The 24,031-nt window shown below is 50.1% G+C and carries 43 protein-coding genes; 2 read left to right on the forward strand and 41 right to left on the reverse strand.

The annotated features are described in order from the left end of the window. Positions 1-409 precede the first annotated feature (409 nt). Complete coding sequence (mscL, locus tag ACSZPU_RS11540; RefSeq protein ID WP_498998744.1) at positions 410-823, forward strand: large-conductance mechanosensitive channel protein MscL; 414 nt, start codon at positions 410-412, stop codon at positions 821-823. On the opposite strand, the gene ACSZPU_RS11545 is transcribed toward mscL, so the two are convergent. The 31 genes from ACSZPU_RS11545 to rpsJ form a co-directional block, all read right to left on the reverse strand. After that, positions 824-1,039, reverse strand: coding sequence for an alternative ribosome-rescue factor A (locus tag ACSZPU_RS11545; RefSeq protein ID WP_498998747.1), 216 nt, complete (start codon positions 1,037-1,039; stop codon positions 824-826). It abuts the gene before it with no gap. 57 nt (positions 1,040-1,096) lie between these two features. Continuing rightward, entirely contained in the window at positions 1,097-1,522 is a 426-nt protein-coding gene (zntR, locus tag ACSZPU_RS11550) for a Zn(2+)-responsive transcriptional regulator (RefSeq protein ID WP_498998749.1), read from the reverse strand. Between the two features lie 2 nt (positions 1,523-1,524). After that, the gene (locus ACSZPU_RS11555; protein ID WP_498998752.1) at positions 1,525-1,893 is read right to left on the reverse strand and encodes a DnaJ family domain-containing protein; all 369 of its coding nucleotides are present in this window, start codon (positions 1,891-1,893) and stop codon (positions 1,525-1,527) included. Positions 1,894-1,999: 106 nt separating this feature from the next. Continuing rightward, positions 2,000-2,386, reverse strand: coding sequence for a 50S ribosomal protein L17 (rplQ, locus tag ACSZPU_RS11560; RefSeq protein ID WP_001216372.1), 387 nt, complete (start codon positions 2,384-2,386; stop codon positions 2,000-2,002). A gap of 40 nt (positions 2,387-2,426) precedes the next feature. Next, complete coding sequence (locus tag ACSZPU_RS11565; RefSeq protein ID WP_034461761.1) at positions 2,427-3,416, reverse strand: DNA-directed RNA polymerase subunit alpha; 990 nt, start codon at positions 3,414-3,416, stop codon at positions 2,427-2,429. A 25-nt stretch (positions 3,417-3,441) separates the two neighbouring features. After that, positions 3,442-4,062 carry a 30S ribosomal protein S4 gene (rpsD, locus tag ACSZPU_RS11570; protein ID WP_000135226.1) on the reverse strand — a complete coding sequence of 207 codons (621 nt, stop codon included), beginning with the start codon at positions 4,060-4,062 and terminating at the stop codon, positions 3,442-3,444. 34 nt (positions 4,063-4,096) lie between these two features. Beyond that, positions 4,097-4,486 carry a 30S ribosomal protein S11 gene (gene rpsK / locus ACSZPU_RS11575; protein WP_002919257.1) on the reverse strand — a complete coding sequence of 130 codons (390 nt, stop codon included), beginning with the start codon at positions 4,484-4,486 and terminating at the stop codon, positions 4,097-4,099. A gap of 16 nt (positions 4,487-4,502) precedes the next feature. Continuing rightward, entirely contained in the window at positions 4,503-4,859 is a 357-nt protein-coding gene (gene rpsM / locus ACSZPU_RS11580; protein WP_003863308.1) for a 30S ribosomal protein S13, read from the reverse strand. A gap of 146 nt (positions 4,860-5,005) precedes the next feature. Continuing rightward, entirely contained in the window at positions 5,006-5,122 is a 117-nt protein-coding gene (gene rpmJ, locus ACSZPU_RS11585) for a 50S ribosomal protein L36 (protein ID WP_000868187.1), read from the reverse strand. A 30-nt stretch (positions 5,123-5,152) separates the two neighbouring features. Next, on the reverse strand, positions 5,153-6,484 hold the full coding sequence (gene secY, locus ACSZPU_RS11590; RefSeq protein WP_039076820.1) for a preprotein translocase subunit SecY: 1,332 nt from the start codon (positions 6,482-6,484) through the stop codon (positions 5,153-5,155). Between the two features lie 7 nt (positions 6,485-6,491). Then, entirely contained in the window at positions 6,492-6,926 is a 435-nt protein-coding gene (gene rplO, locus ACSZPU_RS11595; RefSeq protein WP_498998768.1) for a 50S ribosomal protein L15, read from the reverse strand. Positions 6,927-6,929: 3 nt separating this feature from the next. Further along, positions 6,930-7,109, reverse strand: coding sequence for a 50S ribosomal protein L30 (gene rpmD, locus ACSZPU_RS11600; protein WP_001140434.1), 180 nt, complete (start codon positions 7,107-7,109; stop codon positions 6,930-6,932). Positions 7,110-7,112: 3 nt separating this feature from the next. Further along, complete coding sequence (gene rpsE / locus ACSZPU_RS11605) at positions 7,113-7,616, reverse strand: 30S ribosomal protein S5 (protein WP_039076818.1); 504 nt, start codon at positions 7,614-7,616, stop codon at positions 7,113-7,115. A 14-nt stretch (positions 7,617-7,630) separates the two neighbouring features. Then, the gene (gene rplR, locus ACSZPU_RS11610) at positions 7,631-7,984 is read right to left on the reverse strand and encodes a 50S ribosomal protein L18 (RefSeq protein ID WP_000358956.1); all 354 of its coding nucleotides are present in this window, start codon (positions 7,982-7,984) and stop codon (positions 7,631-7,633) included. Positions 7,985-7,993: 9 nt separating this feature from the next. Beyond that, positions 7,994-8,527 (reverse strand): 50S ribosomal protein L6, encoded by a 534-nt coding sequence (gene rplF / locus ACSZPU_RS11615; protein WP_039076816.1) that lies wholly within the window; start codon positions 8,525-8,527, stop codon positions 7,994-7,996. Between the two features lie 12 nt (positions 8,528-8,539). Continuing rightward, a complete protein-coding gene (gene rpsH, locus ACSZPU_RS11620; protein WP_039076815.1) occupies positions 8,540-8,932 on the reverse strand; it encodes a 30S ribosomal protein S8 in 393 nt (130 codons plus the stop codon). A gap of 33 nt (positions 8,933-8,965) precedes the next feature. Then, positions 8,966-9,271: a 30S ribosomal protein S14 gene (gene rpsN, locus ACSZPU_RS11625; protein ID WP_039076814.1), complete on the reverse strand. Its 306-nt coding sequence runs from the start codon at positions 9,269-9,271 to the stop codon at positions 8,966-8,968. Between the two features lie 14 nt (positions 9,272-9,285). Then, a complete protein-coding gene (gene rplE, locus ACSZPU_RS11630) occupies positions 9,286-9,825 on the reverse strand; it encodes a 50S ribosomal protein L5 (protein WP_023479410.1) in 540 nt (179 codons plus the stop codon). A gap of 14 nt (positions 9,826-9,839) precedes the next feature. After that, a complete protein-coding gene (gene rplX, locus ACSZPU_RS11635; RefSeq protein ID WP_498998778.1) occupies positions 9,840-10,154 on the reverse strand; it encodes a 50S ribosomal protein L24 in 315 nt (104 codons plus the stop codon). Positions 10,155-10,164: 10 nt separating this feature from the next. Then, positions 10,165-10,536 carry a 50S ribosomal protein L14 gene (gene rplN / locus ACSZPU_RS11640; protein WP_008457164.1) on the reverse strand — a complete coding sequence of 124 codons (372 nt, stop codon included), beginning with the start codon at positions 10,534-10,536 and terminating at the stop codon, positions 10,165-10,167. Positions 10,537-10,698: 162 nt separating this feature from the next. Further along, positions 10,699-10,953, reverse strand: coding sequence for a 30S ribosomal protein S17 (gene rpsQ / locus ACSZPU_RS11645; protein ID WP_498998780.1), 255 nt, complete (start codon positions 10,951-10,953; stop codon positions 10,699-10,701). Next, positions 10,953-11,144, reverse strand: a complete 192-nt coding sequence (gene rpmC, locus ACSZPU_RS11650; RefSeq protein ID WP_032614707.1) for a 50S ribosomal protein L29 — start codon at positions 11,142-11,144, stop codon at positions 10,953-10,955. Before rpmC ends, rpsQ begins: the two co-directional genes overlap by 1 nt. After that, the gene (gene rplP / locus ACSZPU_RS11655) at positions 11,144-11,554 is read right to left on the reverse strand and encodes a 50S ribosomal protein L16 (protein WP_007369814.1); all 411 of its coding nucleotides are present in this window, start codon (positions 11,552-11,554) and stop codon (positions 11,144-11,146) included. The genes rpmC and rplP overlap by 1 nt, the downstream gene beginning before the upstream one ends. Positions 11,555-11,566: 12 nt before the next feature. Further along, a complete protein-coding gene (gene rpsC, locus ACSZPU_RS11660; protein ID WP_000529945.1) occupies positions 11,567-12,268 on the reverse strand; it encodes a 30S ribosomal protein S3 in 702 nt (233 codons plus the stop codon). Positions 12,269-12,285: 17 nt separating this feature from the next. After that, positions 12,286-12,618, reverse strand: coding sequence for a 50S ribosomal protein L22 (gene rplV, locus ACSZPU_RS11665; RefSeq protein WP_002919773.1), 333 nt, complete (start codon positions 12,616-12,618; stop codon positions 12,286-12,288). A gap of 14 nt (positions 12,619-12,632) precedes the next feature. Next, the gene (gene rpsS / locus ACSZPU_RS11670; RefSeq protein WP_001138115.1) at positions 12,633-12,911 is read right to left on the reverse strand and encodes a 30S ribosomal protein S19; all 279 of its coding nucleotides are present in this window, start codon (positions 12,909-12,911) and stop codon (positions 12,633-12,635) included. Between the two features lie 16 nt (positions 12,912-12,927). Next, complete coding sequence (gene rplB / locus ACSZPU_RS11675) at positions 12,928-13,749, reverse strand: 50S ribosomal protein L2 (protein ID WP_248239223.1); 822 nt, start codon at positions 13,747-13,749, stop codon at positions 12,928-12,930. Positions 13,750-13,766: 17 nt separating this feature from the next. Beyond that, positions 13,767-14,069 (reverse strand): 50S ribosomal protein L23, encoded by a 303-nt coding sequence (gene rplW, locus ACSZPU_RS11680; protein WP_000617546.1) that lies wholly within the window; start codon positions 14,067-14,069, stop codon positions 13,767-13,769. Further along, positions 14,066-14,671: a 50S ribosomal protein L4 gene (rplD, locus tag ACSZPU_RS11685; protein WP_039076812.1), complete on the reverse strand. Its 606-nt coding sequence runs from the start codon at positions 14,669-14,671 to the stop codon at positions 14,066-14,068. The genes rplW and rplD overlap by 4 nt, the downstream gene beginning before the upstream one ends. A 10-nt stretch (positions 14,672-14,681) precedes the next feature. Next, positions 14,682-15,311, reverse strand: a complete 630-nt coding sequence (gene rplC, locus ACSZPU_RS11690) for a 50S ribosomal protein L3 (protein ID WP_017460069.1) — start codon at positions 15,309-15,311, stop codon at positions 14,682-14,684. A gap of 32 nt (positions 15,312-15,343) precedes the next feature. Then, positions 15,344-15,655, reverse strand: coding sequence for a 30S ribosomal protein S10 (gene rpsJ / locus ACSZPU_RS11695; RefSeq protein WP_001181005.1), 312 nt, complete (start codon positions 15,653-15,655; stop codon positions 15,344-15,346). Positions 15,656-16,026: 371 nt separating this feature from the next. On the opposite strand from rpsJ, the gene ACSZPU_RS11700 reads away from it, so the two are divergent. After that, positions 16,027-16,512, forward strand: a complete 486-nt coding sequence (locus ACSZPU_RS11700) for a prepilin peptidase (RefSeq protein ID WP_498998799.1) — start codon at positions 16,027-16,029, stop codon at positions 16,510-16,512. Here the strand turns inward: ACSZPU_RS11700 and bfr are convergent. The 10 genes from bfr to ACSZPU_RS11750 all read right to left on the reverse strand — a co-directional run bounded on the left by bfr (position 16,496) and on the right by ACSZPU_RS11750 (position 23,709). Continuing rightward, complete coding sequence (gene bfr / locus ACSZPU_RS11705; protein ID WP_498998802.1) at positions 16,496-16,972, reverse strand: bacterioferritin; 477 nt, start codon at positions 16,970-16,972, stop codon at positions 16,496-16,498. The genes ACSZPU_RS11700 and bfr overlap by 17 nt on opposite strands. 72 nt (positions 16,973-17,044) lie before the next feature. After that, positions 17,045-17,239, reverse strand: a complete 195-nt coding sequence (gene bfd / locus ACSZPU_RS11710; RefSeq protein WP_498998804.1) for a bacterioferritin-associated ferredoxin — start codon at positions 17,237-17,239, stop codon at positions 17,045-17,047. 184 nt (positions 17,240-17,423) lie between these two features. After that, positions 17,424-18,608, reverse strand: coding sequence for an elongation factor Tu (gene tuf / locus ACSZPU_RS11715; protein WP_498998806.1), 1,185 nt, complete (start codon positions 18,606-18,608; stop codon positions 17,424-17,426). A gap of 70 nt (positions 18,609-18,678) precedes the next feature. Continuing rightward, positions 18,679-20,793: an elongation factor G gene (gene fusA / locus ACSZPU_RS11720; protein ID WP_498998807.1), complete on the reverse strand. Its 2,115-nt coding sequence runs from the start codon at positions 20,791-20,793 to the stop codon at positions 18,679-18,681. Positions 20,794-20,881: 88 nt separating this feature from the next. Further along, the gene (gene rpsG, locus ACSZPU_RS11725) at positions 20,882-21,352 is read right to left on the reverse strand and encodes a 30S ribosomal protein S7 (protein ID WP_035894363.1); all 471 of its coding nucleotides are present in this window, start codon (positions 21,350-21,352) and stop codon (positions 20,882-20,884) included. A gap of 95 nt (positions 21,353-21,447) precedes the next feature. After that, positions 21,448-21,822, reverse strand: coding sequence for a 30S ribosomal protein S12 (gene rpsL, locus ACSZPU_RS11730; protein WP_000246815.1), 375 nt, complete (start codon positions 21,820-21,822; stop codon positions 21,448-21,450). A gap of 124 nt (positions 21,823-21,946) precedes the next feature. Beyond that, entirely contained in the window at positions 21,947-22,234 is a 288-nt protein-coding gene (gene tusB, locus ACSZPU_RS11735; RefSeq protein ID WP_498998813.1) for a sulfurtransferase complex subunit TusB, read from the reverse strand. A gap of 7 nt (positions 22,235-22,241) precedes the next feature. Beyond that, on the reverse strand, positions 22,242-22,601 hold the full coding sequence (gene tusC / locus ACSZPU_RS11740; protein ID WP_498998815.1) for a sulfurtransferase complex subunit TusC: 360 nt from the start codon (positions 22,599-22,601) through the stop codon (positions 22,242-22,244). Then, positions 22,601-22,987 (reverse strand): sulfurtransferase complex subunit TusD, encoded by a 387-nt coding sequence (tusD, locus tag ACSZPU_RS11745; protein WP_498998817.1) that lies wholly within the window; start codon positions 22,985-22,987, stop codon positions 22,601-22,603. Before tusD ends, tusC begins: the two co-directional genes overlap by 1 nt. Beyond that, positions 22,987-23,709, reverse strand: a complete 723-nt coding sequence (locus ACSZPU_RS11750; RefSeq protein WP_498998820.1) for a helix-turn-helix transcriptional regulator — start codon at positions 23,707-23,709, stop codon at positions 22,987-22,989. Before ACSZPU_RS11750 ends, tusD begins: the two co-directional genes overlap by 1 nt. Between the last annotated feature and the right edge of the window lie 322 nt (positions 23,710-24,031).

Below are 24,031 nucleotides of genomic sequence, written 5' to 3' on the forward strand. Positions count from 1 at the left end.
GCTTGCAGGCGGCGTTCTTGGCGGCCTGATTTACCGTTTTCTCCTGCAAAGCAGGGACTGACATAAAAACTGTAAGTGACTTAAAAGAATGCCCTGCCAGAAAGCGGGGCATTTTTATTTTAAAATACCAGCTCATGGCGGATAAACAATGTCATGAAGTGCGAATACCTGACTGAAACACCGGGATATTCAATCACCGCCAGGGTAATGATATGTAGTTGTGGTTTTAAACCTGAATTTTAAGGTGTTTTTTCCCATCAGAAAGTACGGAATAGTAAGTCTGTACGGTTCTGAGTTGCTGCATATTGCCATTATAAGTCAATACGGTATGTATGAGACGCTTACCCTCAATGGAAATCGATAATACATTTGTTAGACTTAGTCTGTCTGACAGCACAAGGAGAAGAGCATGAGCCTGATAAAAGAATTCCGCGAATTCGCGATGCGGGGAAACGTAGTTGATTTGGCAGTGGGTGTCATTATTGGGGCGGCATTCGGCAAAATTGTGTCATCGCTGGTCGCTGACATTATTATGCCACCACTGGGGTTACTGATTGGTGGAATAGACTTTAAGCAGTTTGCTCTTACTTTGCGCGATGCACAGGGCGACGTCCCGGCAGTCGTCATGCATTACGGTGTCTTCATCCAGAATATTTTTGATTTTATCATTGTCGCGTTTGCTATTTTCATGGCGATTAAACTGATTAATCGACTCAAACGTAAACAGGAAGATGAACCTAAAGCACCGCCGGCACCAAGCAATGAAGAAGTACTGCTAACAGAAATTCGCGATCTGTTGAAACAACAAAACAATCGCCCCTGATTAAGCTGCTTTAAGCAGAAGGCCAGTGGTAAATAAGCGATTCGCTTGCTTGCCACTGGCCTCCCAGTTACCTTTCTTGTCATGCTTGTCCTTGCGTAAATAACTTCTTTTCCCTTTCTTATTCTTCTCAACACGCTGTCTGAACAGTGGGTCATGAAGCAATGCCTCAATGGCGTTATCGTTAATTTGCCCTTTCTTATGCTGATAGTGGCTCATAATTTCTCCAGATTGTGGTTTAAAACGGCGCAAGTGTAGGCTTACAGACAACAAAAATCAATGCCCCTCAGGAGCACTGCCAGCACCTTGTTCAAGCGCTTCGAGTATTGAACAATAAACACTGCTGTGTGCACTGCCGCAGCAGGCATCATTCAGCTTCTGCAGAGAACGCTGCATACTCTGTAACTCCTGAATTCTTGCCTCAACTTCGCTCAATCGCGCCTGAACAATGCTCTTAGACTCCTGGCAAGTGTGGTGTTCCGGATCGATACGGATAGAGAGTAATTCACGGATCGATTCGAGCGTAAATCCGAGCTGGCGGGCGTGGCGGATAAATTTCAGACGCTGCAAATCATTATCCGAATAGAGTCGAAAGCCGCCTTCTGTCCTGATTTCGTGATCCATCATCTGCTGCTTTTCGTAGTAGCGAATGGTATCCGGGGTAACATCAGCCAGTTTGGCTAATTCTCCAATACGAAACATCTCTATTCCTCATCTAATTTCAGTATTAATTTTTCCGTGTACTCACCGCGAAGAAACTCCGAGCTTAATCCGGCCTGCCTCAGTTTCAATTCAAGAAGAGTCAATCTTCGGCTTAGGGCATGATAGTCCGGATGATCCTCATGTATTCCATCCAGCAAGTCAGCCAGAGCAATGGCCTCTTTGCGGTATTCCAGTTCGGGGGGAAGACAGCCGGCATTTTTGAGTAAACGGAATCCCGCACGTAGCTCGGGAGGTACATGGGAATCATCATCCAGAACAAGCGGTTTTCCCGTGCCCGCCAGATGCTCAAATTCACCTTTTTGCTGTGCATTCAGGATATGACGCTCTGCCCACTGGTCAAGTAACCACATACTACCTCCAGGGGATGGACAAAAAAGATACTGACATTGTAGGGAAGTGGGGATACTGCGGATATAAAAAAACCCGCCGAAGCGGGTTTTTTTACGTTACTACAGATTACTCTGCAGCAGCTTCTGCTTTCGATTCAGAACGATCAACCAGCTCGATGTATGCCATCGGCGCGTTGTCGCCTGCACGGAAGCCACACTTCAGAATACGAGTGTAACCACCGGCACGGCTCGCGAAACGCGGGCCCAGCTCGTTAAACAGTTTTGCCACGATCTCGTTATCACGAGTGCGGGCGAATGCCAGACGACGATTAGCTACGCTATCAGTCTTGGCAAGAGTAATCAGCGGCTCAACTACGCGACGCAGTTCTTTCGCTTTCGGCAGGGTCGTCTTGATGATCTCATGACGAACCAGCGAACCAGCCATGTTACGGAACATAGCCTGGCGATGGCTGCTGTTGCGGTTCAGTTGACGACCACTCTTACGATGGCGCATGACCTTATCCTTCTCAGTAAAACCTTAACCTGTGATCCGGTTACTCGTCAGCAATGCTTGCCGGCGGCCAGTTTTCCAGGCGCATGCCCAGAGACAGACCACGTGAGGCCAGCACATCTTTAATCTCGGTAAGAGATTTTTTACCCAGGTTCGGCGTTTTCAGCAACTCAACCTCGGTACGCTGTACCAGATCACCGATATAGTGGATAGCTTCTGCCTTGAGGCAGTTAGCAGAGCGGACAGTCAATTCGAGATCGTCAACAGGGCGCAGCAGGATCGGATCGAATTCTGGTTTCTCTTCTTTAACTTCCGGCTGACGTACATCACGTAAGTCAACGAAAGCTTCCAGTTGTTCAGCCAGAATGGTTGCCGCACGACGAATCGCCTCTTCAGGATCGATTGTGCCATTGGTTTCCATTTCGATGACCAGCTTGTCCAGGTCGGTACGCTGTTCTACACGCGCTGCTTCAACATTGTAGGCGATACGCTCTACAGGGCTGTAGCATGCGTCGACCAGCAGACGGCCGATTGGGCGCTCATCTTCTTCCGAATGAATTCGGGCAGAAGCCGGCACATAACCACGACCGCGCTGAACTTTGATACGCATGCTAATAGACGCGTTCTCATCGGTCAGGTGGCAGATCACGTGCTGCGGCTTGACGATTTCGACATCACCGTCGTGGGTGATGTCGGCTGCAGTCACAGGGCCAATGCCAGATTTATTCAGAGTAAGAATAACATCATCTTTCCCCTGAACTCTCACCGCCAGCCCTTTCAGGTTGAGCAGGATTTCCAGGATATCTTCCTGAACGCCTTCTTTGGTGCTGTACTCATGAAGTACACCATCAATCTCAACCTCGGTCACCGCGCAACCCGGCATCGATGAGAGCAGAATACGGCGCAGTGCGTTACCCAGAGTATGGCCAAAGCCACGCTCTAAAGGCTCAAGGGTCACCTTGGCGTGCGTCGAACTCACTTGCTCGATATCTACCAGGCGCGGTTTTAGAAACTCTGTCACAGAACCCTGCATTGTGTCCTCTCTTTGGTACTAAGCTTTACTTGGAGTAAAGCTCGACGATCAGGTGTTCGTTAATGTCCGCAGACAGATCAGAACGCTCAGGCTTACGCTTGTACGTACCTTCCATCTTGCCAGCATCAACTTCCAGCCAGGTTGGCTTTTCACGCTGCTCAGCCAGCTCCAGAGCGGCTTTCACGCGAGACTGCTTTTTCGCTTTCTCACGAATGCTAACAACGTCATTCGGACTAACCTGATAAGAAGCGATGTTAACAACACGACCGTTTACCATGATAGCCTTGTGGCTAACCAGCTGGCGTGCTTCTGCACGAGTGGCGCCGAAGCCCATACGGTATACAACGTTGTCCAGACGACCTTCCAGCAGAGCCAACAGGTTTTCACCGGTGTTGCCTTTCAGACGTGCTGCTTCTTTGTAGTAGTTACGGAACTGACGCTCCAGCACACCGTAGATACGGCGAACTTTTTGCTTTTCACGCAACTGCACACCGTAGTCAGACAGACGCGGTTTACGCGCACCGTGCTGGCCAGGAGCTTGTTCAATTTTACACTTGGTATCGATCGCGCGAACGCCAGACTTAAGGAATAAGTCGGTGCCCTCACGACGGCTCAGCTTGAGCTTAGGACCCAAATATCTTGCCATTTTCTTTCTCCAACAATCCTAGAAAACGAGCGCGTTATACGCGACGTTTTTTCGGCGGACGACAACCGTTATGAGGGATCGGAGTCACATCAGTAATATTAGTGATGCGGAAACCAGCGGCGTTCAGAGCACGAATAGTAGATTCGCGACCCGGACCCGGACCTTTGACCATAACTTCCAGATTCTTGATGCCGTATTCTTTAACGGCTTCTGCACAACGCTCTGCTGCAACCTGAGCTGCAAACGGAGTGGATTTGCGAGAACCACGGAAACCGGAACCACCGGCTGTTGCCCAACCCAATGCGTTACCCTGACGATCAGTAATAGTAACGATGGTGTTGTTGAAAGAAGCATGGATATGAGCCACGCCGTCAGAGACTTGTTTTCTTACACGTTTACGTGCACGAATTGGTGCCTTTGCCATTATTCAATCACCCCGATTATTTCTTGATCGGTTTGCGCGGACCCTTACGGGTACGTGCGTTGGTCTTGGTACGCTGACCGCGAACCGGGAGACCACGACGATGACGCAAACCGCGATAGCAACCAAGATCCATCAGGCGCTTGATGCTCATGCTGATTTCACGGCGCAGATCACCTTCAACGACAAATTTGGCAACTTCGTCACGCAGCGTGTCGATTTGTTCTTCAGACAGCTCACTGATCTTAACATCTTCAGCGATACCCGCTGCAGCCAGAATGGCTTTGGAACGGGTCTTGCCGACGCCATAGATCGAAGTTAATGCGATCACGGCATGTTTTTGATCAGGAATGTTAATGCCTGCTATACGGGCCACTATGCACTCCTATAATTTTACTTGTACGCACCATGCTGAAAAGCCCGTTTTCAGGATACTCAAATGGAAACGTACAGACATACAAAAGATTGGCTGGCTAATCTAGCCAGCTCAACCCAACTTTGCAAGAAAAATATGCGAAATAATCAGCCTTGGCGCTGTTTATGCTTCGGCTCGGCACTGCAAATCACACGGATAACACCATCACGCTTAACGATTTTGCAGTTACGGCATAATTTCTTGACGGAAGCACGAACTTTCATTTTTACTCTCCGTAACTTCTCGGGCGACCATTAACGGCCGTAGCCTTTCAGGTTCGCCTTCTTCAATGCAGACTCGTACTGACTTGACATCATCAGAGTTTGCACTTGAGCCATAAAGTCCATAATCACGACAACAACGATAAGCAGCGAGGTCCCACCGAAGTAGAACGGCACTTTCATTGCATCACGCATGAACTCCGGGATCAGGCAGATAAAGGTAATATACAACGCACCAATCAGAGTCAGGCGAGTCATTACTTTATCGATATACTTCGCCGTTTGCTCTCCCGGACGAATTCCTGGTACAAATGCACCGGACTTCTTCAGGTTATCTGCTGTTTCACGCGGGTTGAAAACCAACGCCGTGTAGAAGAAACAGAAGAAGATGATTGCAGACGCATAGAGTAACACATAAAGCGGTTGTCCAGGCTGCAAATACAGCGAAATTGTTGTCAGCCAGTTCCAACCAGTACCGCCCCCAAACCATGACGCGATGGTCGCCGGGAACAGAATAATACTGGAAGCGAAGATTGCCGGGATTACCCCCGCCATATTCACTTTCAGCGGCAAATGTGTGCTCTGAGCAGCATAGACACGACGCCCCTGCTGGCGTTTAGCGTAGTTTACCACAATGCGGCGTTGACCACGTTCAACGAATACAACAAAGAACGTCACTGCAAATACTAATACTGCAACCAACAGCAACAGGAGGAAGTGCAGGTCGCCTTGACGCGCTTGCTCGATAGTATGGGCAATGGCTGGCGGGAGTCCCGCAACGATACCAGCGAAGATAATGATTGAGATACCGTTACCGATACCACGCTCAGTAATCTGTTCGCCGAGCCACATCAGGAACATCGTCCCTGTAACCAGACTTACAACAGCAGTGAAATAGAATGCAAAGCCCGGATTAATCACCAAGCCCTGCATACCAGGCATATTCGGCAAACCGGTAGCAATACCGGTTGCCTGGAATATCGCCAGCACCAGAGTGCCGTAACGGGTGTACTGGCTAATCTTACGACGACCAGATTCCCCTTCTTTCTTCAGTTCTGCCAGGGCCGGATGAACGACCGTCAGCAGCTGGATAATAATTGATGCCGAAATATACGGCATGATACCCAGAGCGAAGATAGAAGCACGGCTGAGAGCACCACCAGAGAACATGTTGAACATCTCAATGATGGTGCCTCGCTGTTGCTCAAGCAGTTTGGCAAGTACAGCGGCATCAATACCAGGGATCGGAATAAAAGAGCCAATACGGAACACAATAAGCGCACCGATAACAAACAACAGTCTGCGTTTCAGCTCGCCTAAGCCACCTTTGGCACTTTGAAAATCTAATCCCGGTTGTTTAGCCATCTGCTACTTATTCCTCGATTTTACCGCCAGCAGCTTCGATAGCAGCACGAGCGCCTTTAGTAACACGCAGGCCGCGAACAGTTACCGGAGTAGATACTTCACCAGACAGGATCACTTTCGCGAACTCGATCTGAATACCGATAATGTTTGCTGCTTTCAGCGTGTTCAGGTCAACTACGTCGCCTTCTACTTTAACCAGATCAGAGAGACGGATCTCTGCAGTGATCATTGCTTTACGAGAAGTGAAACCGAATTTCGGCAGACGACGGTACAGTGGCATCTGACCACCCTCGAAACCGCGACGTACGCCACCGCCAGAACGAGAGTTCTGACCTTTGTGACCACGACCACCGGTTTTACCGAGGCCAGAACCGATACCACGACCCAGGCGTTTACCCGCCTTTTTGGAGCCTTCGGCCGGAGACAGAGTATTTAAACGCATCTCTTACTCCTCAACTTTAACCATGAAGGAAACCGCGTTGACCATACCACGAACAGCAGGAGTATCCTCGCGCTCTACGGTGTGACCAATACGACGCAGACCCAGGCCAAGCAGCGTTGCCTTGTGTTTCGGCAGACGACCGATTGCACTGCGGGTTTGAGTAATTTTAATAGTCTTTGCCATGGTTTATTTCCCCAGAATTTCTTCAACGGATTTACCACGCTTGGCAGCGACCATTTCTGGAGAATTCATATTTTCCAGGCCATCAATAGTTGCACGAACCACGTTGATCGGGTTGGTGGAACCATATGCTTTAGCCAGAACGTTATGAACCCCAGCGACTTCCAGGACGGCGCGCATTGCACCACCGGCGATGATACCGGTACCTTCGGAAGCCGGCTGCATGAATACACGAGAACCCGTGTGAGTACCCTTAACCGGGTGCTGCAGGGTGCCGTGGTTCAGCGCGACGTTAATCATATTGCGACGGGCTTTTTCCATCGCTTTCTGGATCGCTGCTGGAACTTCACGCGCTTTACCGTAACCAAAACCAACGCGACCGTTACCGTCACCAACTACAGTCAGAGCTGTGAAGGAGAAAATACGACCACCTTTAACGGTTTTAGATACGCGGTTAACCGCGATCAGCTTTTCCTGCAGTTCGCCAGCTTGTTTTTCGATGTGAGCCATCTTACACCTCTACCTTAGAACTGAAGGCCAGCTTCACGGGCAGCATCTGCCAGTGCCTGGACACGACCATGATATTGGAACCCGGAACGGTCAAAGGACACATCTTTGATGCCTTTTTCCAGAGCGCGTTCAGCGACAGCTTTACCCACAGCTGCAGCCGCGTCTTTGTTACCGGTGTACTTCAGTTGTTCAGCGATAGCTTTTTCTACAGTAGAAGCAGCTACCAGAACTTCAGAACCGTTCGGTGCAATTACCTGTGCGTAAATATGACGCGGGGTACGATGTACCACCAGGCGAGTTGCACCCAGCTCTTTGAGCTTGCGGCGTGCGCGGGTCGCACGACGGATACGAGCAGATTTCTTATCCATAGTGTTACCTTACTTCTTCTTAGCCTCTTTGGTACGCACGACTTCGTCGGCGTAACGAACACCCTTGCCTTTATAAGGCTCAGGACGACGGTAGGCGCGCAGATCAGCTGCAACCTGACCGATCAACTGTTTATCAGCGCCTTTCAGCACGATTTCAGTTTGAGTCGGGCACTCTGCAGTGATGCCAGCCGGCAGCTGATGGTCAACAGGGTGAGAGAAACCTAAAGCCAGGTTTACTGCATTCCCTTTAACCGCTGCACGGTAACCTACACCAACCAGCTGTAGCTTCTTAGTGAAGCCTTCGGTAACACCGATAACCATTGAGTTCAGCAGGGCACGCGCGGTACCAGCCTGAGCCCAACCGTCTGCGTAACCATCACGCGGACCGAAAGTCAGAGCGTTATCTGCATGTTTCACTTCAACAGCATCGTTGAGAGTACGAGTCAGCTCGCCGTTTTTACCTTTGATCGTAATAACCTGACCGTTGAGTTTTACATCAACGCCGGCAGGAATAACGACCGGTGCTTTAGCAACACGAGACATTTTTTCCTCCGATTAGGCTACGTAGCAGATAATTTCGCCACCAAGACCAGCCTGGCGCGCTGCACGATCAGTCATAACACCTTTAGAGGTAGAAACAACTGCAATACCCAGACCACCCATAACTTTCGGCAGCTCATCTTTTTTCTTATAGATGCGCAGACCTGGGCGGCTGACACGCTGAATGCTTTCTACAACAGCTTTGCCCTGGAAGTATTTAAGAGCTACTTCCAGTTCAGGCTTGGTGTCGCCTTCGATTTTGAAATCTTCAATAAAACCTTCTTCCTTCAGCACGTTGGCAATTGCCACTTTCAGCTTGGAGGAAGGCATGGTGACCGCAGCTTTGTTCGCGGCCTGACCGTTACGGATACGGGTCAGCATATCCGCGATCGGATCTTGCATGCTCATCTGTCTTTACTCCCGTGATTCAATTGGTGACAATTACCAGCTAGCCTTTTTCAGACCCGGGATTTCACCGCGCATAGCGGCTTCACGGACCTTAATACGGCTCAACCCGAACTTCCGCAGGAAAGCGTGCGGACGACCAGTTTGACGGCAGCGATTACGCTGACGAGACGGGCTGGAATCACGCGGCAGAGTCTGCAGCTTGAGAACGGCATTCCAACGATCTTCGTCGGTTGCGTTCACATCAGAGATGATAGCTTTCAGTTCAGCGCGTTTAGCGAAGAATTTATCAGCTAAAGCTACGCGCTTTACTTCGCGTGCTTTCATTGATTGCTTAGCCATTAAGTAACCCTACCTTACTTGCGGAACGGGAAGTCAAAGGCAGCCAGCAGAGCACGGCCTTCTTCGTCAGATTTCGCAGTAGTGGTAATGGTAATATCCAAACCACGCACGCGGTCGACTTTATCGTAGTCGATTTCTGGGAAAATGATCTGCTCACGGACACCCATGCTGTAGTTGCCACGACCGTCGAAAGACTTAGCGGACAAGCCACGGAAGTCACGGATACGCGGTACAGCAATAGTGATCAGGCGCTCAAAGAACTCCCACATGCGTTCGCCACGCAGAGTTACTTTACAGCCGATCGGATAGCCCTGACGGATTTTGAAGCCTGCAACAGATTTGCGTGCTTTGGTGATCAACGGTTTTTGACCGGAGATTGCTGCCAGGTCAGCTGCTGCGTTATCCAGCAGTTTCTTGTCAGCGATCGCTTCACCAACACCCATGTTCAGGGTGATCTTCTCGACCCGAGGGACTTGCATGACAGAATTGTAGCTAAACTCAGTCATGAGTTTGTTAACTACTTCGTCTTTGTAGTAATCATGCAGTTTCGCCATCGTACTACTCCAAATTACTTGATAGTTTCGCTGTTAGACTTGAAGAAACGGACTTTTTTGCCTTCTTCGAATCTAAAGCCTACACGGTCAGCCTTGCCGGTTGCCGCATTGAAGAGTGCAATGTTAGAGATCTGAATAGCTGCTTCTTTCTCAACAATGCCACCTGGTTGGTTCAGGGCCGGAACCGGCTTCTGATGTTTCTTAACCAGGTTAATACCTTCAACAATGACCTTGCCGGAAGACAGGACATTCTTAACTTTACCGCGTTTACCTTTATCTTTACCGGTTAACACGATAACTTCGTCATCACGACGGATTTTCGCTGCCATGATTCGCTCCTTAGAGTACTTCTGGTGCCAGAGAGATAATTTTCATGAACTTCTCGTTGCGAAGTTCACGGGTTACCGGCCCAAAAATACGCGTACCGATAGGCTGCTCGCTGTTATTGTTTAAAATAACGCATGCATTACCATCGAAGCGAATGACAGAACCGTCCGGGCGACGAACACCCTTCTTGGTGCGCACCACTACCGCCTTCAGCACATCACCTTTTTTGACCTTACCACGCGGAATTGCTTCTTTGATGGTGATCTTGATGATGTCGCCTACGCCTGCGTAGCGACGGTGCGAGCCACCCAGAACCTTGATACACATTACGCGACGTGCACCGGAGTTGTCGGCGACGGTCAGCATAGTCTGTTCTTGGATCATTTTAGTGCTCCGCTAATGTCAACTACTACTGAGACCCTAAAAACGGGTCGTTAAAAAAGCCCCATATCGGGGGCGCGGCATTATAACACCGCTTCTTAGATATGGGTAGAAAAAATAAACGGTCCATCGCTGGACCGTTTATTAGTGAGAATGCGTACTGTATTACAGAACCGCTTTCTCTACAACGCGAACCAGCGTCCAGGACTTAGTCTTGGACAGCGGACGGCACTCAGCGATTTCAACTTTGTCGCCGATACCGCATTCGTTGTTCTCGTCATGTACGTGCAGTTTGGTCGTACGCTTGATGAATTTACCGTAGATCGGGTGTTTCACAAAACGTTCGATAGCAACAACAATGGATTTCTCCATTTTGTCGCTAACTACGCGACCTTGCAGAGTACGGATTTTATCGGTCATTACGCACCCGCCTTCTGAGTCAGTAAAGTCTTAACGCGTGCAACATCACGACGCACTTGCTTCAGCAGGTGAGTCTGTTGCAGCTGGCCACTTGCAGCCTGCATGCGCAGGTTGAACTGCTCACGCAGCAGGTTCAGCAGCTCAGCGTTCAGCTCTTCAACGCTTTTTTCACGCAGCTCATTTGCTTTCATTACATCACCGTCTTAGTTACAAAGGTGGTTTTAATCGGCAGTTTTGCTGCTGCCAGCTCGAAGGCTTCACGGGCCAGCTCTTCCGGAACGCCGTCCATTTCATACAGGACTTTACCCGGCTGAATCAAGGCAACCCAATACTCCACGTTACCTTTACCTTTACCCATACGAACTTCCAGCGGCTTCTCGGTGATCGGTTTGTCCGGGAATACACGGATCCAGATCTTACCCTGACGCTTAACTGCACGAGTCATGGCACGACGTGCTGCTTCGATTTGACGAGCGGTCAGACGACCACGGCCAACAGCTTTCAGACCGTAAGTGCCGAAGCTCACATCCGTGCCCTGCGCCAGACCACGGTTGCGGCCTTTGTGCACCTTACGGAATTTTGTACGCTTTGGTTGTAACATCAGCGACGCTCCTTATTTACGGCCTTTACGCTGCTGCTTTTTCGGTTGTGCAGCCGGTTTTTCCGGTTGTTCAACAGCAGCCATACCACCAAGGATCTCGCCTTTGAAGATCCACACTTTTACGCCGATTACACCGTAAGTGGTGTGCGCTTCGGAGGTGTTGTAGTCAATGTCAGCACGCAGAGTGTGCAGCGGAACACGACCTTCGCGGTACCATTCGGTACGTGCGATTTCCGCGCCGCCCAGACGGCCGCTAACTTCAACTTTGATACCTTTAGCGCCCAGACGCATTGCGTTCTGTACAGCACGCTTCATAGCACGACGGAACATAACGCGACGTTCCAGCTGAGAAGTGATGCTGTCAGCAACCAGTTTTGCGTCCAGTTCAGGTTTACGAACTTCGGCGATATTGATCTGAGCAGGAACGCCAGCGATATCCGCTACGACCTTGCGCAGTTTTTCTACGTCTTCGCCTTTCTTACCGATAACGATACCCGGGCGAGCGGTGTGAATGGTCACACGGATGCTCTTAGCCGGACGCTCGATAACGATACGAGATACGGACGCTTTAGCCAGTTCCTTAGTCAGGTACTGGCGTACTTTAAAATCGCTGTCCAGGTTGTCAGCGAATTCTTTGGTGTTCGCGAACCAGGTAGAGTTCCAAGGTTTGACAATACCCAGGCGAATACCATTAGGATGTACTTTCTGACCCATTGCTAGTCTCCAGAGTCTCAGCGATCGGACACAACCACAGTAATGTGGCTGGTGCGCTTCAGGATGCGATCTGCACGACCTTTAGCACGCGGCATAATGCGCTTCATGCTTGGGCCTTCGTCTACGAAAATTTTCGCGACTTTCAGATCATCAATGTCAGCGCCATCGTTGTGTTCAGCGTTAGCAATGGCAGATTCCAGAACTTTCTTGACCAGTACAGCCGCTTTCTTATTGGTGTAGGTCAGAATATCCAGGGCCTGCGACACTTTCTTACCGCGAATCAGGTCAGCAACAAGGCGAACCTTCTGAGCAGAAGAACGAGCATGGCGATGTTGAGCTAAAGTTTCCATCTCTTCCTCCTACCTTATTTCTTCTTCGCTTTTTTATCAGCAGCATGGCCGCGATAAGTACGAGTCGGTGCGAATTCACCCAGTTTGTGACCGACCATTTCGTCGGAAACAAATACCGGAACGTGCTGACGACCATTATGGACAGCGATGGTCAAACCGATCATGTTAGGAAAGATCGTTGAACGACGGGACCAAGTGCGCAGGGGCTTCTTGTCTCCGCTTTCCACCGCTTTCTCTACCTTCTTCAGCAAGTGCAGGTCAATAAAAGGACCTTTCTTGAGAGAACGTGGCATGGCTTATCCTCTAAAATTATTTGCTACGGCGACGTACGATAAATTTATCAGTACGCTTGTTGCTGCGGGTCTTCTTACCTTTGGTCTGAACGCCCCACGGAGTTACCGGGTGCTTACCAAAGTTACGACCTTCACCACCACCATGTGGGTGATCGACTGGGTTCATCGCAGTACCGCGAACGGTAGGACGAACACCACGCCAGCGTGCAGCACCTGCTTTACCCAGAACGCGCAGCATATGCTCAGCATTGCCAACTTCGCCCAGAGTAGCGCGGCAGTCTGCTTCGACTTTACGCATTTCACCAGAACGCAGACGCAGGGTGACATAAGCACCATCACGAGCAACGATCTGAACGTAAGTACCAGCGGAACGTGCCAGCTGACCGCCTTTACCTGGTTTCATTTCTACGTTATGAACGGTAGAACCAACCGGGATATTGCGCATCGGCAGGGTGTTGCCTGCTTTGATTGCAGCATCAACGCCAGACTGAATCTGGTCGCCAGCTTTCAGGCCTTTAGGGGCCAAGATGTAACGGCGTTCGCCATCTTTGTACAGAACCAGCGCGATGTTCGCGGAACGGTTCGGATCGTACTCAAGACGCTCAACAATTGCCGGGATACCGTCTTTGTTGCGTTTGAAGTCAACAATACGATAAGCCTGCTTGTGGCCACCACCGATGTGACGAGTGGTGATACGGCCATTGTTGTTACGACCACCGGATTTGCTGTTTTTTTCCAGCAACGGAGCAAACGGTTTGCCCTTGTGCAGCTCAGGGTTAACCACTTTAACAACGTGGCGACGACCCGGAGATGTCGGTTTACATTTAACAACTGCCATTGTATTACTCCTCCGACTTACTCAGCGCCGCCAACGAAGTCCAGATTCTGGCCTTCTTTCAGGGTGACGTAAGCTTTTTTCCAGTCGCTACGACGACCGATACGCTGTCCGTGACGTTTAACTTTCCCTTTAACTACCAGGGTGTTAACGACTTCGACTTCGACTTCAAACAGTTTCTGCACAGCAGCTTTGATTTCTGCTTTGGTCGCGTCTTTAGCAACTTTGAGAACGATGGTGTTGGTTTTTTCCATCGCAGTAGACGCTTTTTCAGAAACGTGCGGTGCACGCAGCACCTTCAGCAGACGTTCTTCACGAATCATGCCAGCATCTCCTCAACTTGCTTAACAGCATCAGCAGTCATTACGACTTTGTCGAAGGCGATCAGGCTAACCGGGTCGATACCAGTTGCATCGCGTACGTCAACCTTATGCAGGTTGCGCGCAGCCAGGAACAGGTTCTCGTCCAGCTCACCGGTGATGATCAGCACATCTTCCAGAGCCATGTCTTTCAGTTTCTGTGCCAGCAGCTTGGTTTTCGGTGCTTCAACAGAGAAAGATTCGACAACGATCAGACGATCCTGACGTACCAGTTCGGACAGGATGCTTTTCAGCGCGCCGCGGTACATCTTTTTGTTAACTTTTTGACTGTGGTCCTGCGGGCGAGCAGCGAAGGTCACGCCACCGGAACGCCAGATCGGGCTCTTGATAGAACCTGAACGCGCACGGCCGGTACCTTTCTGGCGCCACGGCTTTTTGCCGGAACCAGTTACTTCAGCACGAGTCTTCTGAGCACGAGAACCCTGACGTGCACCAGCTGCATAAGCAACAACAACCTGGTGTACCAGCGCTTCGTTAAAATCACGACCGAAGGTAGTTTCGGAAACAGTCAGCGCGCTCTGCGCGTCTTTCAATACTAATTCCATTGCTATCCCCTTACGCCTTCACAGCTGGTTTAACGATCAGGTCGCTACCGGTTGCACCCGGGACCGCACCTTTAACCAGCAGCAGGTTGCGCTCAGCGTCAACACGTACTACGTCCAGGCTCTGAACAGTGACACGTTCGTTACCCAGCTGACCTGCCATTTTCTTGCCTTTGAACACTTTGCCCGGAGTCTGGTTCTGACCGATAGAACCCGGAACGCGGTGAGACAAGGAGTTACCGTGAGTAGCGTCCTGGGTACGGAAGTTCCAGCGCTTAACGGTACCAGCAAAACCTTTACCTTTAGAGGTACCGGTTACGTCAACTTTTTTGACTTCAGCAAACAGCTCAACGCTAATGTCCTGACCTACGGTGAATTCTTCGCCGTCAGCAAGACGGAATTCCCACAGACCACGGCCAGCTTCTACGCCAGCTTTAGCGAAGTGACCTGCTTCCGGCTTGGTTACACGGTTAGCTTTTTTAGCACCGGTGGTAACCTGAATAGCGCGGTAGCCATCGTTAGCCAGATCTTTAACCTGAGTAACGCGGTTTGCTTCAACTTCGATTACGGTTACTGGGATAGATACGCCATCTTCAGTGAAGATGCGGGTCATGCCCACTTTTTTACCGACTAAACCAATCATTGTTTCAACCTCTCAATCGCTCGATGACCTGATTAACCCAGGCTGATCTGCACGTCTACACCGGCAGCCAGATCCAGACGCATCAGAGCATCAACGGTTTTTTCAGTTGGCTCAACGATGTCAACCAGACGCTTGTGAGTGCGGATTTCGTACTGATCGCGCGCGTCTTTGTTGACGTGCGGGGAAATCAGAACGGTGAAGCGCTCTTTGCGGGTCGGCAGCGGGATCGGACCACGGACTTGCGCACCAGTGCGCTTAGCAGTCTCGACGATTTCCGCGGTTGATTGATCGATCAGACGATGATCAAACGCTTTAAGGCGGATACGGATTCTTTGGTTCTGCATGAGACCAGAGCTCCAATTATTTTATAGACGAAATGATTACTCCTCAAACCCATTACGATTGATGGGAGAGTGTAACCGTTCTTACATAGTTCCCCTATTGGGAACATTGTTTGACAACTAAATGCGCTGTCAGGGTTCATATCGAACCAGCCGTCAATTACGACAAGCCCGCGCATTATACGTAAATCTGGCATTTACGCAAGGGGTGTTTATAAATTAAACGCCCGTGCATGCGGCTTCGCACATCATTTGTAGCACTGTGTACGAAGGTCATCTTTTCCTGGGTCCAGCACGCAAGATGGTGCCACTCCCTCTTTTGCTGGTTGTCCAGATCGCTGACGCTTAGCAACAGCCGAGTATGCGGAGGTTATATGGCAGGCACAATTCTCTTTATTACGATTTATCTGGTACTTAACGCATTTCTGGTCTGGAATGACATCTGCCTGGGCCTGTTACCAGACCGTTTCACCTGCCCTCTTCTGTGGGCCGGTCTGATGTATTTTAGCTGGTGCAATCCGATGCTGCTGCAGGAAAAGGTATTGGGGGCCATCGCAGGATACGCAGGCTTCGCTGCACTCTATTGGGGGTACCGGCTCCTGCGTGGTCAGGAAGGACTCGGCTATGGCGATGTTAAATTTCTGGCAGCTCTGGGGGCCTGGCACGGTTGGGAAGTGTTACCCATTCTGGTCTTCTCTGCCGCATTGCTCGCGTTGTGCCTGACTTGTCTTCTTGCGCTCAAATCCCGAAATACGCAGGCAATAAAAAACCCGCTGCCCTTTGGTCCATTTCTGGCGGGTGCGGGTTTGATTACAGGTTACCAGACGAGCTTTATTTCGATGGTTAACTTTCAACTTTGATTTGCGACTGGAGATAGTTTTGCAAACCAAGCTTACCGATAAGATCCAGCTCGGTTTCCAGCCAGTCAATATGGCCTTCTTCGTCGGCCAGAATTTCAATCATCATGTCCCGGCTGACGTAGTCATGTACGCTGTCAGAGTAGGCAATCGCCTCGCGCAAATCCTTCGCGCCATCCAGCTCCAGTCGTAAATCAGACTGCAGCATCTCCTCGACGTCTTCGCCGATACCAAGTTTGCCTAGATCTTGCAGGTTCGGAATGCCTTCAAGAAACAAAATACGCTCGATATACTTATCGGCGTGTTTCATTTCATCGATGGATTCGTGATATTCAACATCATTAAGGCGCATCAGGCCCCAGTTTTTGAACATTCTCGCATGGAGAAAATACTGGTTGATTGCGACAAGCTCGTTTCCCAATAACTTATTGAGATAATTTATAACTTTGACATCACCTTTCATTATATAGTCCCTCCGCTTCCACTCATTGAAGCGTAGATCGGGCTACAGGGAAGTCAAAAAAAAGCAGAAGGCTCAGGCGGTTTCTTTATATTCCGGGATCTGCAGCAACTCATCCTGCATTATTTCGCGAGCAGCACAGACACACTTACCACATTGATTTCCAACAGGAATGAATTTACGCAGTTGCTGAAAAGATTGGGGGTGAAACTGGCGTACAGCCTGGCGAATTTTTTTATCACTCACACCATTACACAAACAAACGTACATAATCACTCCCGTTCAATTTATGCGCAAAGTGTAAATGAGAATAGTTATGATTACAATAGCACAACGCTATTTGCGCGGCGGGATGACAACAAAATAATGCGAGAAAATATGACAACAGCCAATCGACAGACAGCAAAAAGGGCGCCAAAGCGCCCTTTTCAATTCGAAACTAATTAACGAGTAATTAGCCCAGAACTTTAGCTACAACGCCCGCGCCTACAGTACGGCCGCCTTCACGGATTGCGAAACGCAGACCGTCGTCCATCGCGATCGGGTGGATCAGGGTAACAACCATTTTGATGTTGTCGCCCGGCATTACCATCTCAACGCCTTCCGGCAGTTCGATGGTGCCAGTCACGTCAGTTGTACGGAAGTAGAACTGCGGACGGTAGCCTTTGAAGAACGGAGTATGACGGCCGCCTTCATCTTTGGACAGTATATAAACTTCAGATTCGAATTTGGTGTGCGGCTTGATGGTGCCCGGCTTAGCCAGTACCTGACCACGTTCGATTTCTTCACGTTTGATACCACGCAGCAGAACACCAACGTTCTCACCAGCACGGCCTTCGTCCAGCAGTTTGCGGAACATTTCAACGCCGGTACAGGTAGACTTAGCGGTGTCTTTGATACCAACGATTTCAACTTCTTCGCCAACTTTGATGATACCGCGCTCTACACGACCGGTAACAACGGTACCACGACCGGAGATGGAGAATACGTCTTCGATCGGCAGCAGGAACGGCTTGTCAATCGCACGTTCTGGTTCCGGAATGTAAGAATCCAGGTAGCCAGCCAGTTCGATGATTTTCGCTTCCCACTCAGCTTCGCCTTCCAGCGCTTTCAGAGCAGAACCACGAACGATCGGGGTGTCGTCGCCCGGGAAATCGTACTGAGACAGAAGTTCACGAACTTCCATTTCTACCAGTTCCAGCAGCTCTTCGTCATCAACCATGTCACATTTATTCAGGAACACGATGATGTACGGAACGCCTACCTGACGACCCAGCAGGATGTGCTCACGAGTCTGCGGCATCGGGCCGTCAGTCGCAGCAACAACCAGGATCGCGCCGTCCATCTGCGCAGCGCCGGTGATCATGTTTTTAACATAGTCGGCGTGGCCCGGGCAGTCTACGTGCGCGTAGTGGCGGATCGCGGTATCGTATTCAACGTGAGAGGTGTTGATGGTGATACCACGTGCTTTTTCTTCCGGCGCGTTATCGATCTGATCGAATGCACGAGCCTGGCCACCGTAAGTTTTGGACAGAACGGTAGTGATTGCAGCAGTCAGGGTAGTTTTACCGTGGTCAACGTGGCCGATGGTGCCGACGTTAACGTGCGGTTTTGTACGTTCAAATTTTTCTTTAGACACGGCTATATTCCTTACTATAGTGCCCTCCCCTTATGGAGAGAGCACGGGACTTTGGTTTTAACCCTGCGGCTTATTTACCACGGGCTTCGATTACGGCCTGAGCAACGTTGTTCGGGGCATCATCATACTTCAGGAATTCCATAGTGTATGATGCGCGACCTTTGGTCAGAGAACGCAGCTGAGTTGCGTATCCGAACATTTCAGACAGCGGTACTTCAGCGTGGATCTTAACGCCAGTCACTTCGGATTCCTGACCGCGCAACATACCGCGACGACGGCTCAAGTCACCAATTACGTCACCAGTGTTCTCTTCCGGAGTCTCTACTTCAACCTTCATGATCGGTTCAAGCAGAACTGGTTTTGCTTTCTTAAAGCCTTCTTTAAAGGCAATAGACGCAGCCAGTTTAAACGCCAGTTCAGAGGAGTCAACGTCGTGGTAAGAACCGAAGTGCAGACGAATACCCATGTCTACTACCGGGTAACCAGCCAGCGGACCAGATTTCAGCTGTTCCTGAATGCCTTTATCAACGGCCGGGATGTATTCGCCAGGAATTACACCACCTTTAATGTCGTTGATGAACTCGTAACCTTTCGGATTTGAGCCCGGCTCCAGCGGGTACATGTCGATAACAACATGACCGTACTGACCACGACCACCAGACTGTTTCGCGTGTTTACCTTCAACATCGGTAACTTTCTGACGAATCGCTTCACGGTAAGCAACCTGAGGTTTACCTACGTTCGCTTCAACGTTGAATTCACGTTTCATACGGTCAACGATGATATCCAGGTGCAGTTCACCCATACCAGCGATGATGGTCTGGTTAGATTCTTCGTCAGTCCATACGCGGAATGACGGGTCTTCTTTAGCCAGACGGCCCAGAGCCAGACCCATTTTTTCCTGGTCAGCTTTGGTTTTCGGTTCTACAGCGATGGAGATTACCGGTTCCGGGAATTCCATACGTTCCAGAATGATCGGGTGATCCGGGTTACACAGGGTGTCACCAGTGGTCACGTCTTTCAGACCGATAGCTGCAGCGATGTCGCCCGCGCGAACTTCTTTGATCTCTTCACGTTTGTTCGCGTGCATCTGCACGATACGACCAAAACGTTCACGAGCCGCTTTCACGGAGTTCAGTACGGTATCACCAGAGTTAACCACGCCAGAGTAAACGCGGAAGAACGTCAGGTTACCTACGAACGGGTCGGTAGCGATTTTGAATGCCAGAGCAGCAAACGGCTCTTCATCGCTAGCATGACGCTCAGCCGGAGTATCTTTACCATCGTCCAGCATACCGTTGATTGCCGGTACGTCAGTCGGTGCAGGCAGGTAATCAATTACCGCATCCAGCATCGCCTGAACACCTTTGTTCTTAAATGCAGAACCACAGGTTACTAGGATGATTTCGTTGTTCAGAACACGCTGACGCAGCGCTTTCTTGATCTCTTCCTCGGTCAGCTCTTCACCGCCCAGGTATTTTTCCATCAGCTCTTCAGACGCTTCAGCTGCGGATTCGATCAGGTTCTGGTGCCATTCTTCAGCCAGGTCCTGCATGTCAGCCGGGATATCTTCGTAAACGAAGGTAACGCCCTGGTCTGCATCGTTCCAGTTGATGGCTTTCATTTTCACCAGGTCAACAACACCGGTGAAACCTTCTTCAGCGCCAATTGCCAGCTGCAGCGGAACTGGGTTCGCGCCCAGACGGGATTTGATCTGACCAACAACTTTCAGGAAGTTAGCGCCCATACGGTCCATTTTGTTAACGAACGCGATGCGCGGAACTTTATATTTATTTGCCTGACGCCATACGGTTTCAGACTGCGGCTGAACACCACCGACTGCACAGTAAACCATTACCGCGCCATCAAGAACACGCATGGAACGTTCTACTTCGATTGTGAAGTCAACGTGCCCCGGGGTGTCGATGATGTTAACGCGATGCGGTTCATACTGTTTGGCCATACCAGACCAGAATGCAGTAGTCGCAGCGGAAGTGATGGTGATACCACGTTCCTGCTCCTGCTCCATCCAGTCCATGGTAGCGGCGCCGTCGTGAACTTCACCGATTTTATGGTTTACACCGGTGTAGAACAGAATACGTTCGGTAGTCGTGGTTTTACCGGCGTCGATGTGCGCACTGATACCAATGTTACGGTAGCGTGCGATGGGTGTTGTACGAGCCATTTTATTCCTCGTTTAGTGCTTTAGACGTTCAGATTAAGTGAGCCAGAGCGGGCACCGAAGCGCCCGTCTGGTGACTATACCGAAGGGATTACCAACGGTAGTGTGCGAACGCCTTGTTGGCTTCTGCCATACGGTGAACGTCTTCACGTTTCTTAACTGCAGTACCTTTGTTGTCTGCAGCATCAGAGAGTTCGTTCGCCAGGCGCAGAGCCATGGATTTATCACCGCGTTTACGAGCAGCTTCAACGATCCAACGCATTGCCAGAGCATTACGACGGACCGGACGGACTTCAACTGGAACCTGATAAGTAGAACCACCAACGCGGCGAGACTTAACTTCTACAGTCGGGCGCACGTTTTCGAGAGCGACTTCGAATGCTTCCAGTTCGTTTTTACCAGAACGCTGAGCCAGGGTCTCAAGCGCGCTGTATACGATAGATTCGGCAGTAGATTTTTTACCATCTACCATCAGGATATTTACAAATTTAGCCAGCAGTTCTGATCCGAACTTAGGATCCGGCAGGATTTTACGCTGACCAATGACGCGACGACGTGGCATGGAAATACTCCGTTGTTAATTCAGGATTGTCCAAAACTCAAAGAGTTTAGTTTGACATTAATTTAAAACGTTTGGCCTTACTTAACGGAGAACCATTAAGCCTTAGGACGTTTCACGCCGTACTTGGAGCGTGCTTGCTTACGGTCTTTAACACCGGAGCAGTCAAGCGCACCACGAACAGTGTGGTAACGAACACCCGGGAGGTCTTTTACACGACCGCCACGGATCAGGATCACGGAGTGCTCCTGCAGGTTGTGACCTTCACCACCGATGTAGGAAGTCACTTCAAAACCGTTAGTCAGACGAACACGACATACTTTACGCAGTGCGGAGTTCGGTTTTTTAGGAGTGGTAGTATATACACGAGTACATACGCCACGTTTTTGCGGGCATGCTTCCAGCGCAGGCACGTTGCTTTTCGCAACTTTGCGTGCACGTGGTTTGCGTACCAGCTGGTTAACTGTTGCCATTAAATAGCTCCTGGTTTTAGCTTTTGCTTCGTAAACACGTAATAAATCGTCCTCATATAATATGAGGACGCAGAATTTTATGGCTGTGCTTAAAAGGTGTCAAGAAATATACAGCGATCCCGTATCACCAACGCATCTGAGTCTCGTGTTTTACCGCCAGACTAACGAAATCATTATAGCCAACCCTGACGACGCTGCTCGAAATTTGACCAGAAAGACCCCGTGCATCAATGTCTTCTTTCAGCACATGTACCGTTATGGGGGCATTTAGCAGCAACTCAAGGTATTGCCCCCCTTCCAGCGCAGCGATAACGCCGTCCGAAATCAATAAAAGATCGTCCCCGCTGCGCACGGTACGCAATAACGTCGCCATATCACATTGCCAGGGTGAATGAGCCAGAGTGTGCAACATAAGCGCCTCAAAACGTCATAACAACATCGTATCCATCCAGTTGGTCGCGAAGCGCATCCGGCTCCAGCAGTTGCGCTGGCAACACAAATTGCGTTGATTCACTCAGGCCGCGCTCACGCAGCGACGCCTGACAAACCCAACAGGTTTCGATGTCATAAAGAGGAAGAACTTTAAAGGTAGCGATGTAATCGCGCGCCAAAATGACGTTCGGTTGCTGATTTACCAGCAGTTGGAAAACACCGTCACCGATAAAAAACACGCCGATATCATCAGTAAACGCAGACGTGGCCATTAACGCATCCAGGCCTTCACGTCCGGCTGCCGATCCATGCGGCGCAGAGGTAAAGTTAAAGGCGATACGTTTCATTAGAATTGCACCACGCGATCGCAGGTTAATGCCGCTTCGGCCAGCGCACCCAGGCCAGAGAGAGAAAACCCCGCCTGGAGATTGGCGCAAGGCAACCCTTGCTGCCCGGCCTCAGTGTCATCGACAACACCCCGGCGCAACGCTGCGGCAACACAGATATGCAATGCGACCTGATGCTGCTCATGCAGACGCTGCCACGCGCGAACGAGATCGAACTCGTCACTGGCGGGAGACGTCAGTAAATTCGCATTGCTGACGCCGTCCTGGTAGAAAAAGACACAGCTCAGCTCATGTCCACTTTCCAGTAACGCGCAGGCAAACTGATATGCGCTGCTCGCCTGCTGGGAACCATAAGCCGGGCCGGTGACCATTAAGGCAAAACGCATTAACGTTCCTGCCCTGAGAAATCACCGCTCTTGAACTGGCGAATGTACAGATAGACGGTGTGCTTGGAGATATTCAAACGATCCGCAACCTGGTTGATGGCATCTTTAATATCGAAGATACCTTTTTCGTAGAGATTCAGAACGATTTGGCGATTCTTGGCGTTATTGGAAACGTTACGGTCGGCATTCACTTCTTCAATCGTGAACTCGAGAGTCTGAGTGACCAGATCCTCTACCGAAGAAGCAAAGTTAACAGAAGAACCCGCATCCGGAGTTTCTGGCGGAATAAAGGTGCTCATGATTTGCGAGAAAGGCACGTCAAGGTTCATGTTGATACACAACAGACCAATGACTCGATGATCGCGGTTACGAATAGCAATAGTCACCGATTTCATTAAAACGCCGCTTTTCGCACGCGTGAAGTAGCATTTGGACACGCTACTATCCGCACCGGTCATATCATGCAGCATACGCAATGCAAGGTCAGTAATCGGCGAACCGATTTTACGTCCGGTGTGTTCGCCGTTAGCAATACGAATGGCGGAACATTTCAGATCCTGCAGGGAGTGCAAAACGATTTCGCAGTGGGAACCAATGAGCATCGCTAACCCGTCCACAACGGCTTCGTATGATTTGAGAATATCGAAGTCTGTTTGTTCGAAAGGACGTTGATCCAGTAAATCAAGTTCACTGGTTTCGTTGGTTAATAGCGACCTGGACATGAAAAAAAGCACTCCTTTTCAGGAGCCTGTCGTTATGTTGTCAGGGCAGGCTCGACATTTACACAGAGGATTAAATTATTACAGCGTGGGTTACGCTTTCCAGAATTATATACACTTTATGCTTCAAGCTGCTTCTTTGTTGGCGGCATCAGCGCTATCTGGTCACAGATTTGAGTATGCCCGAGAAATGCCGGACTCAGTTGCCTCGACGCATTATGAATGATTTGAGTCTCTGTGCTGCAATAAATAAATATCCTCCGGCATAGCCGGAGGTTTTTCTGATGCGCCTATAAGGCTCTCTTACCAGCCGCGCCCTAACAGG

This window comes from Phytobacter sp. V69, assembly GCF_965644215.1.
Lineage (GTDB): Bacteria > Pseudomonadota > Gammaproteobacteria > Enterobacterales > Enterobacteriaceae > Phytobacter.